Raw genomic sequence first — 15,780 nt, 5'->3', positions numbered from 1 at the left:
GTCCTATTTTTACGTTTTGAAAACGATACGAACCATGAAAAAAATAAAGAAGATAGTATTAGCACTGCTCTGTAGTGGAGTATTTGCAAGTGTACAGGCCCAAGATTTTAATCAGTATTTTGAGAATAAGACTTTGCGTTTGGATTATATTTTTGGAGGAAATGCCCAAGAGCAGTTCATCGTATTGGACGAACTTGTGCGTTATCCAACTTGGGCTGGTAGAACCCATCACCTGAGTGAAAACGCACTGAGAGGAAATGGGCAGGTACGCTTATATGATGAAGCAACCAATCAACTAATCTATACCACGAGTTTTAGTACCTTGTTTCAAGAGTGGTTATCCACAGCAGAAGCAACAACAACCTCCAAGAGTTTTGAAAATGTTTTTTTAGTGCCTTTTCCCAAGCAAAAGACCAAAGTAGAAGTAGTGTTGTTTGATGAAAATGGAAAAGAGAAAAGTACAATAACACATATAGTTCAACCTGAAGATATACTGATTCACGATAAAGGAATCGTGAAAGTAACACCTCATGAATACATCCATCAAGCAAAAAATAAGGACAAAGCAATTAATGTAGCAGTCGTAGCAGAAGGGTTTACAGAAGCTGAAATGGATCAGTTTTTGACTGCAGCCAAGGTATCTGTAGGGGAGATTCTCCACCATCAACCTTTTGGTCAATTTGCAGATTACTTTAATTTTATTGCGGTTCAAAGTCCGTCACTAGATTCAGGTGTAAGTGTGCCTCGAACGGGAGAATGGAAAAAAACAGCCGTAGAATCCAACTTTGACACGTTTTATTCGGAACGTTATTTAACGACGAACCGCCTCAAGAAGGTGCATGATTTACTGGCCGGAATTCCCTATGAACATATTATTATCCTCGCCAATACCGATGTATATGGGGGAGGTGGAATCTATAATTCTTATACATTGACCACTACAGGACACAAGGATTTTAAACCTGTTGTGGTACATGAATTTGGACATAGTTTTGCAGGTTTGGCGGATGAGTATTTTTATGAACAAGATGTGCTTAGTGATTTTATTTCCAATCAAACGGAACCTTGGGAGCAAAATATAACGACCCTAAAGGATTTCGATGCGAAGTGGAAAGGACAATTGAAAAAGGGAACACCCATACCAACGCCGTTGAATCAAGCGAAAAAATACCCAATTGGCGTATATGAAGGTTTACCGGGAAATGGTATTTATAAAGGAGAACTAGAATGTCGTATGCGTACCAACCAACATGATAAGTTTTGTAGCGTATGTCAACAGGCAATCGAAAATTTGATTCGTTTTTATATTGATTAAAGGGGGTAAAGCCCACAAAAATTCAACCCATTGAAAAAGATACTATTGTTGTCCGATACCCATAGCTGTATCGATGAATCCATACTGAAGTACGTCAAACAAGCGGATGAAGTTTGGCATGCAGGAGATATTGGTAATTTACAGGTGACGGACGAAATTAAAAAACTCAAACCACTACGTGCTGTCTATGGCAATATAGACGACGCGGAGGCACGATTAGAATTCCCCGAAGAACAAGTCTTCGTTTGTGAAGGGATGAAGGTGTATATGATTCACATCGGTGGATATCCTGGAAAATATCGCACCCAGGTAAAAAATCAATTACTCAAGGAAAAACCAGGATTATACATTTGTGGGCATTCGCATATTTTAAAAATCCAGTATGATCCACAGTATAGTGTTTTGCATTTAAATCCTGGAGCAGCCGGAATTAGTGGGTTTCACCAGGTTCGAACCATGTTGCGTTTTGTGTTAGACCAAGGAACTATTAAAGATATGGAGCTCATTGAATGGCCTAAAAACAAAAAAACCGAACAAGTCTAATTGTTCGGTTTTTTCTACGCACTAATAAACTAAGATGTTAGGTTTATCGTAAGCGATCCACAGATTTTACAAGATCTTCATCCTTCTTGATGGCTTTGTTTGCTAATACAAGCAAAACGATAGAAACAATAGGGAGGAACATCCCAATACCTTTCTCAGAAACGATTTCTGACGCTTCTCCAGATACAGTTAGTGTTCGATAAACAAATAATCCTAATAGTATAACGTTTAATATCATGGTCAGTCTGTTACAAACAAACTGGCGTTGTCTATTTTTATAATTCATGATACTTACTACGGTTAATGCAGCAGATGCGCCAAAAAGAAACGTAAACGCAGGGAAAAACATAAAGTAAACTTCCTCTTGCTGTGCATTGTACCATAAAGGAAAAACAAAGGGTAATACGCCTAGTGTAATAAGAACTAGTAACATATATACGGTTTGAATTCGCTGTAACATGATGATTGATTTTCTGTAACTCACACAAAAGTAAGGTTTCTTTTTTATAAAAACCTATTAAATATTAAAAATAATTCGTATTATTGCAACAGTTATGTCGTAAGTACTTCATAATACGACACTTCTACTAACAAAAATTCCATTCTTATTTTTAAGACACAACTCATTTATTTATAATCTATAAACATTTATATGTTTGACATTTCCCAATTAGAAAAAATGAAGGTTTCTGACCTTCAGGAGATCGCGAAGCAGGCTAAGCTGACTAAGGTGTCGACTTTAAAAAAAGGAGAGTTAATTGAGCGAATTTTAGCGCTTCAGACTCCAACAGAAGCTAAAGCACCAAAGGCTGTTGCAAAGCCAGAAAAAGCAAATTCAGAAAAAGTGAACCCAGAGAAGGCAAATGCAGAAAAGGTAAGCAAAGAAAAAGCGAATCAAACTGTATCTGCAGAAGATACGACAGTCGAAAAACCGAAACGCCCACGCTTAGCAAAACAGACAACAGGGGTTGAAGCAAAACCAATGAGAGGGAAACAAGAGCAGGCGATTGAAACAACAACGGCAATGGTGGAGCCTTCCGCACCAGAGCGAACAGATGCCCAAGCAAATGCAGATCAAACTGCTCCTTCTCGTGAAAATCGAAAAGAGTTTGCTTCCAAAAAGAAAAATGACAATACCAAACGCGACTTTCAAAAACGCGACTTTAAAAATAATAGAAAGCAACAAGGGGATGACCAACGTCAAGGAGTTGCTCCAGATACAACCAAAAGCGAAACTGAGTCTTCAGTTGTAAGCGAACAGCCTGTAGTTGAACAAGAAAATAAGAAACAACACCACAATCAACAAGGCAATAAAAATCAACAGCGAAACCAAAACCAATCCAATAACAATAACACCCAACAAAAAAATAATTTCAGAGAACCTGATTATGAGTTCGATGGTATTATTGAAAGTGAAGGTGTATTGGAAATGATGCCAGATGGCTATGGGTTCTTGCGTTCTGCGGATTACAATTACCTGTCTTCTCCGGATGATATTTATTTGTCTCAATCACAAATCCGCCTTTTTGGATTGAAAACAGGAGATACTGTTAAGGGCGTGGTACGTCCACCCAAAGAAGGAGAGAAATTTTTTCCTTTGGTACGCGTATTGAAAATCAATGGGCACGATCCACAAAGTGTGAGAGATCGTGTATCTTTTGAACATTTAACGCCAATTTTCCCAACGGAAAAATTTAAATTAGATGGACACCGAAGCACAACATCAACGCGTATTATGGATATGTTTGCTCCTATTGGTAAAGGACAACGTGGGATGATTGTGGCTCAACCCAAAACGGGTAAAACGATGTTGTTAAAAGATGTAGCGAATGCCATCGCATCCAATCATCCTGAAGTTTATTTGATCGTTTTATTAATCGATGAACGTCCAGAAGAGGTGACGGATATGCAACGCAGCGTACGAGCGGAAGTTATTGCGTCTACGTTTGATGAACCAGCAGAACGTCACGTGAAAGTAGCGAATATCGTGTTAGAAAAAGCCAAGCGCTTAGTAGAATGTGGACACGATGTGGTGATCCTATTGGATTCCATCACGCGTTTAGCTCGTGCTTACAATACGGTACAACCTGCTTCCGGAAAAGTATTGAGTGGTGGGGTAGATGCCAATGCACTACAAAAACCAAAACGCTTTTTCGGAGCTGCTCGTAACATTGAAAATGGTGGGTCGTTGAGTATTATTGCTACGGCTTTAGTGGATACTGGATCTAAAATGGATGAGGTTATTTTCGAAGAGTTCAAAGGAACAGGAAATATGGAACTTCAATTGGATCGTAAATTGGCGAATAAACGCATTTACCCTGCGATTGACATCACGTCGTCTAGTACACGTCGCGATGATGAGTTACTAGATCGAGATGCTTTACAACGCACCTGGACGGTTCGCAAAGTGATGGATGATATGAACTCCATTGAGGCGATGACTTCCATCATTGATTCGATTCAAAATACCAAAAATAACGAAGAGTTCTTTGCAGAAATTCAAGGATAATTAGTGAATTTGAATATAAGCAGAAAGAGATAGTGCCAGCTGGAACTATCTCTTTTTTTGTTTTTTATCAAGATAAAACTAGATTGTTTGCTATTTTTGCGCCATTGATTGCATGGAACAGCCGACACAGGATGATAAAATTAATTTTGATAGTACTCGTTTTATTGGTGGACTACCTTGGTTATCGCTATGGTAGAGCACAACTGTCTGTGCAGCATAAAGTCGTAACGACCAAAGGAAAATCACTACAAAAAACTTGGTCAGAAAAAAAAGCCCAACTCGAAGAAAAAACCAAACAGCTCGAAAAAGAAATCAAGGAAGAAGAGGATGATTTTGACGATTTGATTGATAAAGATACGTTTAACTTCCTCTTGGCAGGAGCAATTGCCACGTTGTTGTTCTTAATCGTAGGATTGTTTACGGGGAATCCGCTGTATTTTTACCTGATTATCTTTTTGATTACTACCTTGGTGTATGTGTACTACAGCAAGTTACAGTAGTACTGATTCCCTTTCTTTTTGTGTTCTTTTTTCTTTCTCTTGAAGGTAAAGCTTCACTTGATTGCGCGCGTATTTGCGTCCTTTTAAAAAGGGACCATGTATAGCAAGCTCTTGAAAATACGCGATTAAATCATCTAATTCTTCTAACGTCATGGCAGAGGGGGTATCGTAGTGATTGCTCCATGTTAGACCAGTATCTGGAGAAGAAAGCGCGTTTTCTAAGCTGTGAATACGCGTTAGGGGGAGTATAGGGTCTACATCCACGAGTTGATACTGTTTGGGGTTTAAAAAGGGTTGATTCACCTCTTTTAGATACTGCTCAACGATGCCGCGCTCCACCTGAATCATCCCACCTCCATAAATATGCCGATCGCGTTGGTTCTTTTTTACCCCAGAAATCCAATATTCATCCCCAGATTCGATGTCGTAATAATTACCATATATGCCATTTCCCTCTAAGCTTTGAAATGCTTTTCCGTCAAAATAAAGGGTTTTGTTGCTTTTAGAAAAGGAGACCAACCCAATCCAAGCCGGACCAGTATGGCCAAAACCCGTTTTTAGTTCGATGTATTTTAGTGCTGTTTTCATTCGTTCTGCTCAAGGTGAAAGAACTAAAATAACAAAAAAAGTTTATTTGCGCTGTGAAACAACGAGCGTTTTTCATGGTTAAGCAAAGAAAAAGTGTCAGGGATGAGGGAACTTTTTTTTAAATTAAAAAAAATAGAAAATATATACTTTGCTAAGCACCTCTCAATTAATCAATTAATAAATAGCTTAAAAAAAACATTGATTTTTTCCTTGTTCTGGTTTGGTTTTACAGAATATCGTCTTATATTTGCACTCGCAATAAGCAACAAGGCCACGTGGCGCAACTGAATAGCGCATCTGATTACGGCTCAGAAGGTTGCAGGTTTGAATCCTGCCGTGGTCACAAAATACAATGGCGATGTGGCGCAACTGAATAGCGCATCTGATTACGGCTCAGAAGGTTACAGGTTTGAATCCTGTCATCGTCACAACAAAGAAAAAACCTACACATTTGTGTAGGTTTTTTTTATGTAGTTCGGTCAAATATAGAATTCGAAACTTTGGATCAAGTACAAAACGGATCAAATGGTAATTGATGGCGGTGATTATCTTGTTTTGATTGAAAAGACTGATATTGAACTAGTTCTATAATACTTAGTCATTATTTAAGTATATTAGCTTATTCAGTGAATTTTCATTACAGACTCTTTTTTTAAAATGAAAAATAAAAAAATAAATAAACTAGTGCTTTGGTTGTTTATTGGGCTTTTGGTTTATTCAATTATAACAGGTAATTCATTACTTTTTGTTTGCTTTATTTCTTTAGTTTTTATTATATATACAGTCTTTTACTTTTTAGATTTTATTCGTATTATCAGGAAAAATAAAAATGATTCATATGGTCAGCCATTATATAAAAACGAAACAGTACAATTACACCGTGTAGTTACTATAGATAACTACAAGCCACCAATCTATACTGAGAAAGAATCAAAGAAATTACCCTTAATAAGAATTTCAATCTTACTTATAATTTTTTTTACTGTTTTTACTTTCGGTTCAAGAAAGAGAACAGGAGCAGTGTGTAGAGATGGAACATATAGTTATTCAGTTGGCTCAGGAACATGTTCGCATCATAATGGTGTCAGAGAATGGAGATACAAGTATTGGTGGGATTAAATTAGTTTTGTTTTGAGTGAAAAAGCTGATGTTGAGTTGGTTTTGGAAATATATTTACTGTATATTATTTTCTTCTAAAGTACTAGAATTATTATTATCAAATGCTGTAACTTTATATAATTTTAGATGATCAATTGAGAATAATAATTCACTGTCTAAATTTTTAAGCAAAGCATATTTTTCAATTAGAGGTTTGAAAAAATAAAGAGTATTCTTTTAGCTGTCTACATACTACTTCTGTAATGCGTCCATAGTGTGTCTATAGAAAAACCTATTTTTAATAGACACACTATGGACGCATAATGGAATCACTATGGACACAGTACTTACCAAACTTAGTCAAAAGATATAAAATATTCGATTATACGATACGGAAAGCAAAAAGTAAAAAATACTTTTGTCGTGCAATCGTCGTGCAAATAAGGGGTTCTTAAGGTATAATATGTTTTTTTGTAAGTTATGATGCGATAAGTTGGTACTCCTGCCGTGGTCACAAGTAAGAAGCTTCTACACCTTTGTCTAGTTTTTTGTTATGAAATTCTACCTGTTTATGTAAAATGTTTTACATAATTACATAACACAACCAAAGTAAAAACTACCTTTGTTGTGCAATCGTCGTGTAAGATTTTTCTACGACAATGAACAATATGTTACCTTATGATTTTTGATTACCTTCAATTCTGGTTTTCCGCTTATAACGAACACGGCACGCATTCGCCTTTTGTGTTTAATTTATTGACTAAAGGATTGTATCCTGCAGATTCCCGTTGGAAAGGTAGATCGAGAAAAGAGCAATTTATCGATCGATTAGTGGCTTATTTTAAACCCCAACAAATGGCTACGTTAGAAGGGAACACACCCAAGTCATTGAAAACGGAAATTCCACTAGTCACCTATCAAGCTGACTCCAGTGTTGGGTATGACTGCATCCTCTTTGAAGGAACAGCAGTCCAAACCTGGCCCTCCGTAGCAGTGGTAGCTCAAACCATGCATAACGATTCACTTTGGATTATCGATCGAAGAGAGAAGGAAGAGTCTGTTGAAAAATATTGGCAGGAAGTCGTGGCTTCTCCTGAAATGATTGTAACTTTAGATTTCTATTATTTTGGCGTCGCTTTGAAGCGAAAAGAACAGCGGAAACAGCATTTTAACTTGCGTTTACAGCCTGATCGGGTTTTTCGCTTGCTTCGCGTGTAACAAAATCAAGGGGTTATACACTTATAGATAAGAAAATCAAAGGCTATGGCAAGAGAGTTAATCATCGATATCAAAGAAATTAAGCGCGATTTTAAGATGGGATCAGAAACCGTTAAAGTGCTAAAAGGTGTCAATCTTCAAATTGAAAAGGGAGATTACGTGGCTTTAATGGGACCTTCAGGATCGGGAAAATCCACCTTAATGAATATTTTAGGTTGTTTGGATACCCCCACTTCGGGTTACTATAGCTTAAATAACAAGGATGTCAGTCGATTGGATGACGATCAATTGGCGGAAATTCGAAATAAGGATATTGGTTTTGTTTTTCAAACGTTTAACTTAATGCCGCGTACCACCGCTTTGGATAATGTAGCCTTACCGATGATTTACGCGGGGCGATCCAAAGAGGAGCGCAACCAACGGGCTTCGGATGTCTTGCATATGGTAGGATTGGGTGATCGCATGGATCACCACCCTAATCAATTGTCAGGCGGACAACGCCAACGCGTGGCAGTGGCACGTGCACTCGTGAATAACCCTTCCATTATCTTAGCGGATGAACCTACAGGAAATTTAGATACTAAAACTTCTATTGAAATTATGGCCTTGTTTGATGAAATCCACAGCAAGGGCAATACGGTTATTCTCGTAACACACGAAGAGGATATTGCCGAACATGCACATCGCATTATTCGACTACGCGATGGAATTATCGAAAGCGACGAGCGAATTAAATAAGATAGGCTCGTTTTTTTGAGGTAAATAGCGTACTTTCGACTTGAAAGTGAAAAAACACTTCGCTTTAACGGCTAACTAGATATGAAAATTTATACCAAAACAGGCGATCAGGGAACTACTGCTTTATTTGGCGGTACACGTGTGCCTAAATACCATATTCGCGTAGAGTCCTACGGAACAGTTGATGAACTCAATGCGCATATTGGTTTGATTCGAGATCAGGTTGTAGAGGAACAAGATCGAGCAACTTTGCTCGCGATTCAACACGACCTTTTTACGGTTGGTGCCATACTGGCCACAGATCCAGAGAAAGAACGCTTAAAAAACGGGAAGGAACGCTTAACTATTGCCAGGATTACAGCAGAAACCGTGGCTACCTTAGAACGAGAAATCGATCGATTGGATGCGAACCTACCCTTGATGACCCATTTTATTCTTCCAGGAGGGCATACAACAGTGTCATTCTGTCATATTGCACGCTGTGTTTGCCGTAGAGCAGAGCGTCTGTCAGTACAATTACACGAAATTGACCCCCTAGAGGCAGAAGTTTTGATGTATTTAAACCGACTTTCTGACTATCTATTTGTGTTGGCACGAAAGTTGACTCTTGATTTCCAAGCAGAAGAGATCAAATGGATCCCAGCAAGGGAAAAATAAGAGAAAATGAACTGCTTTTATATGTGATAAAAATAAGTCGTTCTTTAAACTTAGTGAAATACTATAAAAAAAGCTTGCTTATTTCATAATAAAATTTATTTTTGCAATAAAATTTAAAAAAGGTTAAGAGATGTATTGGACATTAGAATTAGCATCTTATTTAAGTGATGCTCCATGGCCTGCTACTAAAGATGAGTTGATAGATTATGCTATTAGAACAGGTGCACCCCTTGAAGTAGTAGAAAACTTACAATCCATCGAGGATGAGGGAGAAATCTATGAATCTATGGAAGAAATTTGGCCAGACTATCCTACGGACGAAGATTATCTTTGGAACGAGGATGAATATTAATATAGAAAAAAGCCTGCTTCAAGGCTTTTTTTTGTTTATTTTAGCAAGTAAAAAAGAGTAAAAATATATAAACCTATGAGTCTTATAAATAGTATATTAAAGGTTTTTGTCGGTGATAAATCAGAACGAGATATCAAAGAGATAAAACCTCTAATTGAAAAAATTAAAACGTATGAATCGTCTTTATCTGCTTTATCAAATGATGAATTAAGAGCGAAGACAATCTATTTCAAAGAGAAAATTCAACAATCGAGAGCCGATCAAGATGCGAAAATTGCTTCGTATAAGGAAGAGATCGAGAAGACTCAAGACATCGATAAAAGAGAGGCTATCTATGCGAGCATTGATAGCTTAGAGAAAGAAGCGTACGACAATACAGAAAAAGTATTGATGGACATCTTACCAGAAGCTTTTGCGGTGGTGAAAGAAACTGCAAAACGCTTCAAGGAAAATGATACCGTTGAGGTAACGGCTTCAGAAAAAGATATAGAGTTCTCGCAAAGCAAACCCTATGTAACCATTGCTGACGGAAAAGCGAGTTGGGCCAATAAATGGTCTGCTGCTGGAAAAGAAGTAACGTGGGATATGATTCACTATGACGTTCAGTTAATCGGTGGTATTGTATTACACCAAGGAAAAATTGCAGAGATGCAAACAGGGGAAGGGAAAACCTTAGTTGCAACCTTGCCTTTATACTTAAATGCCTTAACTGGAAACGGAGTACATTTAGTAACCGTGAATGACTACCTTGCTAAAAGGGATAGCCAATGGAAAGCGCCTTTATTTGAGTTCCACGGGATGTCTGTAGATTGTATTGATAATCACCAACCAAACTCAGCAGGTAGAAGAGCCGCTTATGCAGCTGATATTACCTACGGAACAAATAACGAATTTGGTTTCGATTACTTGAGAGATAATATGGCGCATACACCAGAAGAATTGGTGCAACGTGTACACAACTATGCGATTGTCGATGAGGTCGATTCCGTATTAGTGGATGACGCGAGAACACCGTTAATTATTTCAGGACCTGTTCCGCAAGGTGATCGTCACGAATTCAACGAGTTAAAACCAAAAGTGGCAAACTTAGTTGAAATTCAACGCAAATTAGCCAACAACTTCTTGGCAGAGGCTAGAAAATTAATCCGCGAAGGAAATACAAAAGAAGGTGGTTTCTTATTGTTAAGAGCCTACCGAAGCTTACCAAAGAATAAAGCCCTAATCAAATTCTTAAGTGAAGAAGGGGTGAAACAATTGCTTCAAAAAACAGAAAATCACTATATGCAGGACAACAACAGAGAAATGCATAAAGTGGATGAAGCCTTGTACTTCGTGATTGAAGAGAAAAACAATCAAGTGCAATTGACAGATAATGGAATTAAATTCCTATCTCAAGATACGGATGAGCATTTCTTCGTTTTACCAGACATTGGTACAGAAGTAGCACGCATCGAAAGTCAAAACTTATCAAGAGAAGACGAAGCAGTTGCTAAAGAGCGTTTATTCCAAGATTTTGGAGTGAAAAGCGAGCGTATCCACACGTTAAACCAGTTGTTGAAAGCGTATACAGTATTTGAAAAAGATACAGAATATGTGGTGATTGACAACAAGATTTTAATCGTGGATGAGCAAACAGGTCGTATCATGGATGGCCGTCGTTATTCAGACGGATTACACCAGGCGATTGAAGCAAAAGAAAACGTAAAAATTGAAGCAGCGACGCAAACTTTTGCGACGATTACCTTACAGAATTACTTCCGTATGTACAAGAAACTAGGAGGTATGACGGGTACAGCGATTACTGAAGCAGGGGAGTTCTTGCAAATCTATAAGTTAGACGTAGTTGAAATTCCAACAAATAGAGGAATTGCTCGTAAAGATAAAGAAGACAAAATCTACCGTTCAGTACGTGAAAAATACAAAGCGGTGATTGATGATGTTGTAGAATTATCACAGGCAGGCCGTCCAGTGTTAATTGGTACAACTTCAGTTGAGATTTCTGAATTATTGAGTAGATCGTTAAAAATGCGTGGGATTCAACACAACGTATTGAACGCGAAATTACACAAACAAGAGGCTCAAATTGTTGAAGAGGCTGGAAAACCAGGTATCGTAACGATTGCAACGAACATGGCAGGTCGTGGTACGGATATTAAACTTTCACAAGAGGTAAAAGACAAAGGAGGGTTAGCAATTATCGGTACGGAGCGTCATGATTCCAGACGTGTGGACCGTCAGTTAAGAGGTCGTGCAGGACGTCAAGGAGATCCAGGAAGCTCTCAATTCTATGTCTCTTTAGAGGATAACTTAATGCGTTTGTTCGGATCAGAGCGTGTAGCGAAGATTATGGATCGAATGGGCTTAGAAGAAGGAGAAGTTATTCAACATTCGATGATGACCAAATCAATCGAAAGAGCACAGAAAAAAGTAGAAGAAAATAACTTTGGTATTCGTAAGCGTCTATTAGAATATGATGACGTGATGAATGCACAACGTGAGGTTATTTACAAACGTAGAAAACACGCGTTGTTTGGAGACCGTCTAAAAGTGGATATCGCCAATATGATGTACGACTTATGTGAGCGCATTAGTGAAACAAACAAAATGGCGAATGATTTCAAGAATCTAGATTTAGATATGATCCGCAACTTCGGAATCAATGATGTAGTGACAGAAGATCAATTCAACAAAGACGATATAGTGACGTTGGCTAATCGCTTGTATGAAAAAGCATTTACGGCTTACCGTGAAAAAGGACAACGTTCTGCTGCTGAAGCATTCAAAGTAATTAAAAACGTATACGAAAATCAAGAGAATAACTTTGAGCGTATTGTGGTGCCATTTACAGATGGAATGAAAACCATGAATGTGGTGACTAATTTAGAAACAGCCTACAACACAGAAGGGATGAGTTTAATTGACGATTTCGAAAAGAATGTGGTATTGTCTATTTTAGATGAGGCGTGGAAAAAACACCTTAGAAAAATGGATGAATTGAAACAATCGGTTCAATTAGCCGTTCACGAACAAAAAGATCCTTTGTTGATTTACAAATTTGAAGCCTTTGAATTGTTTAAGAAAACAATGGCGGAAATGGATGCGGAAGTAACGTCATTCTTAACGAAAGCGGACTTGCCAATTCAACCAACACAAGAAGAACAAGCCTAATTTTTAGCTTGCAGTATATAAAAGGGGCGCTGATTCAGCGCCCCTTTTTTTATGGTAATACGCTGTTAAGGTTGGTTGTCTTTCTTTTCATTCGCTGAATAAATTTGTATTTTTATACCTTAAATTAAATTTGAATTCTATGTCTGTATTCGATACTACTTTTACTACAAAACATGGTACTGCACCATTTTCACAAATAAAAATCTCCGATTATAAATCCGCTTTTGATCAAGCAATTGCAAAAGCCAAAGCGGACATTGAGGCGATAACGGCTAATCCAGCATCGCCTACTTTTGAAAATACTATCGAAGCCTTGGCTTTCTCTGGGATGGAACTGGATACGTTATCGAGTATCTTCTTCAATTTAAATTCGGCAGAAACCAATGATGAAATGCAAAAGATTGCTCAAGAAGTAGCGCCTTTGCTTGCTGAATTGGGAAATGACATCTTGTTAAATGAGGCTTTGTTTCTTCGCGTAAAATTGGTGTATGAGCAATTGGAACAGTTAACCTTGACGACAGAACAAAAGACGTTGTTAACCAAAAGCTATAAAAACTTTGTGCGCAATGGGGCTTTGTTGTCGGAAGAGCAAAAGAATCGCGTCCGTGCTATTGATGCGGAATTAGCAACGACTTCCTTGAAATTTGGCGAAAATGTGCTGGCTGAGACGCATAACTACCAATTGCATATCACCCGAGAAGAAGATGTCAAAGGATTACCAGAAGGGGCTAAGGAGGAAGCACAGGCATTAGCCCAACAAGAAAATAAAGAAGGTTGGATTTTCACCCTAGATTACCCAAGCTATATTCCGTTTATGACCTATGCTGAGAATAGAGCTTTGCGTCGCGAATTGGCGATTGCTGCAGGTACAAAGGCTTTTAAGGCCAACGAATTTAACAACGAGGCCAATGTTTTAACGATAGCGAAATTAAGACATGAACGAGCTACTATTTTGGGGTATGCTACGCATGCTGACTTTGTGTTGGAAGAGCGTATGGCCCAATCTCCAGCAAAAGTGAATGCGTTTTTGGAAGACTTGTTACAGAAAGCGAAACCCGCAGCAGATAAGGAGTTTGAGGAATTAACGGCTTTTGCTAAGCGATTGGATGGCTTAGATCATTTAGAAAAATGGGATGGAAGTTACTATGCGGAAAAATTAAAACAGCAGCGTTTTAATTTAGATGATGAAATCTTAAAACCGTATTTTCAACTAGAAAAGGTATTGGATGGGGCGTTCCAAGTAGCACATAAACTTTATGATTTAATTTTTACAGAAGTTTTCGATATTGAAACATATCATGAAGACGTGCGTACATTTGAGGTTTCTACAACAACGGGAGATTTTGTTGCTGTATTTTATACGGATTTCTTTCCACGTAAAGGAAAGCGAAATGGGGCTTGGATGACGTCGTTCAAGAATCAGTACAAATTAGATGGGGTGAATGTAAGACCGCATATTTCTATTGTATGCAATTTTACTAAACCCACTGCAACTAAACCATCGTTGTTGACGTTTAATGAAGTCACAACTTTGTTTCACGAATTTGGTCATGCTTTGCATGGAATGTTAGCCAATACGACTTATCCTTCTTTATCAGGTACAAATGTATATTGGGATTTCGTTGAATTGCCAAGTCAGATTTTGGAAAACTGGTGTTATGAAAAGGAAACTTTAGCCTTATTTGCGAAACACTATCAAACGGGAGAAGTTATACCAATGGAATATGTTGAAAAAATCAAAGAAAGCGCTTCCTTCTTAGAGGGGATGGCAACGGTACGTCAATTGAGCTTTGGCCTATTGGATATGGGATGGCACGGACAGGATCCAACGGGTATTACGAACTTAAAAGCATTCGAATTAGAACAGTTTAAAGCGACACAACAATACCCTGATGTGGCAGAAAATGCAATGAGTACTTCATTTTCACATATTTTTCAAGGAGGTTACTCTTCAGGATATTACAGCTATAAGTGGGCGGAAGTACTCGATGCAGATGCCTTTGCTTATTTCAAAGAAAAGGGCATCTTCAATAAAGAGGTAGCGACAGCCTTTAAAAATCATGTACTTTCTCAAGGTGGAACGGATCATCCGATGACGTTGTATAAAAAGTTTAGAGGGCAAGAACCAACTCCAGAAGCGTTATTAAGAAGAGCAGGATTATTAGCATAATAAACGAAAAAGAGTTCCAAAATTTTGGAACTCTTTTTTTACACTTAACAACATCACTTTTTCTTTTTTCAACTTATCTTTTATCCACCTGGGATTTTTTTACTTGTCTTGTATGCTCTTGTTAAAAACACAGGGCACAGCTAAAATTAACGAAGGATTTCCTCCTTTAGGTTAAATTTATAATTCAAATATAGGTAAAAACTAATTTATTAACAAATAAAAAAAGAAAAAATCATTAATTTTGAAAGGTGTTTTTTTATAATGGACTTAAAATTATAAAAAAACAGTTAAATGATTTTATATTTTACAAAAAACATTCTTCATTATACACATAAGTGTCAATAGTAGTAGGCAAATTCTTTGCTTTTTTAAGTTCTTCTTGTAAAAATAACAAAGCTTCTTCTTGACCCTCTTCTGGATTTGCCTTTAATGCTGTGATTTCTTCTCTTAATGTGGTTTGCGTATTTTGCTTGGTTTCCGTTAATAGTTGTTCGGCTAGTTGCATCATGCCCGTAAAAGTTAAACCATCCACTTTTTTACAGTACACGGCATGCCATTCGTCAAAATTAATTTCATCTTCTTCGGTATATAAATCAACCGTTTCCGCGATGTTGTTGGATACAATTTGAATGGCTTTTTGCAGGCGTTGTTGATCAGGCTCATTCAACATCATCAACATCTGTTCTTCAGAGAGAGCATATAAGTCCGGATTTGTACCATTGAGTTTTAACTCCTCTTTATCCGCAGATTGAGGTGTTTTTTGTGTGGGCTCTGCTTGTTCAGTAGTTGTGTTATTAGCTGTAGGTTGCTTTTCGGTTGTTGTATTTTTAGATGTACATCCAATACTCAAGCCCAGTAATAGACTTGTTGATAAGCCAATGATTGCGATTCTTTTACGCATGGTTTTTAGTTGCAAATGTAATA

Annotated in this window: 13 protein-coding genes, 2 tRNA genes and 1 pseudogene; 13 read left to right on the top strand and 3 right to left on the bottom strand. The window is 37.7% G+C overall.

Annotated features, from left to right (window positions below):
* The first annotated feature begins 34 nt into the window (after nt 1-34).
* Together ACLJX0_RS10700 and ACLJX0_RS10695 are read left to right on the top strand one after the other, a co-directional pair.
* Nucleotides 35-1,315, top strand: coding sequence for a M64 family metallopeptidase (locus ACLJX0_RS10700; protein ID WP_410880348.1), 1,281 nt, complete (start codon nt 35-37; stop codon nt 1,313-1,315).
* 30 nt (nt 1,316-1,345) lie between these two features.
* Nucleotides 1,346-1,858 carry a metallophosphoesterase family protein gene (locus tag ACLJX0_RS10695; protein WP_410880346.1) on the top strand — a complete coding sequence of 171 codons (513 nt, stop codon included), beginning with the start codon at nt 1,346-1,348 and terminating at the stop codon, nt 1,856-1,858.
* A 43-nt stretch (nt 1,859-1,901) separates the two neighbouring features.
* On the opposite strand, the gene ACLJX0_RS10690 is transcribed toward ACLJX0_RS10695, so the two are convergent.
* The gene (locus ACLJX0_RS10690) at nt 1,902-2,318 is read right to left on the bottom strand and encodes a DUF4293 domain-containing protein (protein WP_410880480.1); all 417 of its coding nucleotides are present in this window, start codon (nt 2,316-2,318) and stop codon (nt 1,902-1,904) included.
* Between the two features lie 192 nt (nt 2,319-2,510).
* Between ACLJX0_RS10690 and rho the strand changes: the two genes are divergently transcribed.
* Nucleotides 2,511-4,367: a transcription termination factor Rho gene (rho, locus tag ACLJX0_RS10685; protein ID WP_410880344.1), complete on the top strand. Its 1,857-nt coding sequence runs from the start codon at nt 2,511-2,513 to the stop codon at nt 4,365-4,367.
* A gap of 131 nt (nt 4,368-4,498) precedes the next feature.
* On the top strand, nt 4,499-4,867 hold the full coding sequence (locus ACLJX0_RS10680; protein WP_410880342.1) for a hypothetical protein: 369 nt from the start codon (nt 4,499-4,501) through the stop codon (nt 4,865-4,867).
* Here the strand turns inward: ACLJX0_RS10680 and ACLJX0_RS10675 are convergent.
* Complete coding sequence (locus ACLJX0_RS10675) at nt 4,859-5,455, bottom strand: hypothetical protein (RefSeq protein ID WP_410880340.1); 597 nt, start codon at nt 5,453-5,455, stop codon at nt 4,859-4,861. The genes ACLJX0_RS10680 and ACLJX0_RS10675 overlap by 9 nt on opposite strands.
* A 269-nt stretch (nt 5,456-5,724) precedes the next feature.
* Between ACLJX0_RS10675 and ACLJX0_RS10670 the strand changes: the two genes are divergently transcribed.
* The 9 genes and pseudogenes from ACLJX0_RS10670 (at nt 5,725) to ACLJX0_RS10630 (ending at nt 14,856) form a co-directional block, all read left to right on the top strand.
* Nucleotides 5,725-5,798: transfer RNA gene (locus tag ACLJX0_RS10670), tRNA-Arg, on the top strand.
* An 11-nt stretch (nt 5,799-5,809) separates the two neighbouring features.
* Nucleotides 5,810-5,883: transfer RNA gene (locus ACLJX0_RS10665), tRNA-Arg, on the top strand.
* 229 nt (nt 5,884-6,112) lie between these two features.
* Nucleotides 6,113-6,574 (top strand): DUF3761 domain-containing protein, encoded by a 462-nt coding sequence (locus tag ACLJX0_RS10660; RefSeq protein WP_410880338.1) that lies wholly within the window; start codon nt 6,113-6,115, stop codon nt 6,572-6,574.
* 657 nt (nt 6,575-7,231) lie between these two features.
* A complete protein-coding gene (locus ACLJX0_RS10655) occupies nt 7,232-7,771 on the top strand; it encodes a hypothetical protein (RefSeq protein ID WP_410880335.1) in 540 nt (179 codons plus the stop codon).
* Nucleotides 7,772-7,816: 45 nt separating this feature from the next.
* Nucleotides 7,817-8,509 carry an ABC transporter ATP-binding protein gene (locus ACLJX0_RS10650; RefSeq protein ID WP_410880333.1) on the top strand — a complete coding sequence of 231 codons (693 nt, stop codon included), beginning with the start codon at nt 7,817-7,819 and terminating at the stop codon, nt 8,507-8,509.
* A gap of 81 nt (nt 8,510-8,590) precedes the next feature.
* Entirely contained in the window at nt 8,591-9,166 is a 576-nt protein-coding gene (locus ACLJX0_RS10645) for a cob(I)yrinic acid a,c-diamide adenosyltransferase (protein WP_410880332.1), read from the top strand.
* A 130-nt stretch (nt 9,167-9,296) separates the two neighbouring features.
* Complete coding sequence (locus ACLJX0_RS10640; RefSeq protein WP_002986941.1) at nt 9,297-9,518, top strand: DUF2795 domain-containing protein; 222 nt, start codon at nt 9,297-9,299, stop codon at nt 9,516-9,518.
* Nucleotides 9,519-9,593: 75 nt separating this feature from the next.
* A pseudogene (gene secA / locus ACLJX0_RS10635) lies at nt 9,594-12,662 on the top strand (preprotein translocase subunit SecA); the annotation flags it as partial.
* A gap of 163 nt (nt 12,663-12,825) precedes the next feature.
* Complete coding sequence (locus ACLJX0_RS10630; protein ID WP_410880330.1) at nt 12,826-14,856, top strand: M3 family metallopeptidase; 2,031 nt, start codon at nt 12,826-12,828, stop codon at nt 14,854-14,856.
* A 304-nt stretch (nt 14,857-15,160) separates the two neighbouring features.
* Here the strand turns inward: ACLJX0_RS10630 and ACLJX0_RS10625 are convergent, their stop codons facing one another.
* Complete coding sequence (locus ACLJX0_RS10625) at nt 15,161-15,757, bottom strand: hypothetical protein (protein ID WP_410880328.1); 597 nt, start codon at nt 15,755-15,757, stop codon at nt 15,161-15,163.
* Nucleotides 15,758-15,780: the final 23 nt, after the last annotated feature.

The sequence above is a fragment of the Myroides sp. DW712 genome, assembly GCF_046557355.1.
Lineage (GTDB): Bacteria > Bacteroidota > Bacteroidia > Flavobacteriales > Flavobacteriaceae > Flavobacterium.
The sequence above is the reverse complement of the archived record's forward strand: the minus strand, read 5'-3'. Positions and strand labels throughout refer to the sequence as shown.

Coding starts and splice junctions, on each gene's coding strand:
- ACLJX0_RS10690 (WP_410880480.1), bottom strand. CDS start 2,318: ATGTTACAGCGAATTCAAACCGTATATATGTTACTAGTTCTTATTACA.
- ACLJX0_RS10660 (WP_410880338.1), top strand. CDS start 6,113: ATGAAAAATAAAAAAATAAATAAACTAGTGCTTTGGTTGTTTATTGGG.
- rho (WP_410880344.1), top strand. CDS start 2,511: ATGTTTGACATTTCCCAATTAGAAAAAATGAAGGTTTCTGACCTTCAG.
- ACLJX0_RS10645 (WP_410880332.1), top strand. CDS start 8,591: ATGAAAATTTATACCAAAACAGGCGATCAGGGAACTACTGCTTTATTT.
- ACLJX0_RS10700 (WP_410880348.1), top strand. CDS start 35: ATGAAAAAAATAAAGAAGATAGTATTAGCACTGCTCTGTAGTGGAGTA.
- ACLJX0_RS10675 (WP_410880340.1), bottom strand. CDS start 5,455: ATGAAAACAGCACTAAAATACATCGAACTAAAAACGGGTTTTGGCCAT.
- ACLJX0_RS10630 (WP_410880330.1), top strand. CDS start 12,826: ATGTCTGTATTCGATACTACTTTTACTACAAAACATGGTACTGCACCA.
- ACLJX0_RS10650 (WP_410880333.1), top strand. CDS start 7,817: ATGGCAAGAGAGTTAATCATCGATATCAAAGAAATTAAGCGCGATTTT.
- ACLJX0_RS10640 (WP_002986941.1), top strand. CDS start 9,297: ATGTATTGGACATTAGAATTAGCATCTTATTTAAGTGATGCTCCATGG.
- ACLJX0_RS10625 (WP_410880328.1), bottom strand. CDS start 15,757: ATGCGTAAAAGAATCGCAATCATTGGCTTATCAACAAGTCTATTACTG.
- ACLJX0_RS10680 (WP_410880342.1), top strand. CDS start 4,499: ATGATAAAATTAATTTTGATAGTACTCGTTTTATTGGTGGACTACCTT.
- ACLJX0_RS10655 (WP_410880335.1), top strand. CDS start 7,232: ATGATTTTTGATTACCTTCAATTCTGGTTTTCCGCTTATAACGAACAC.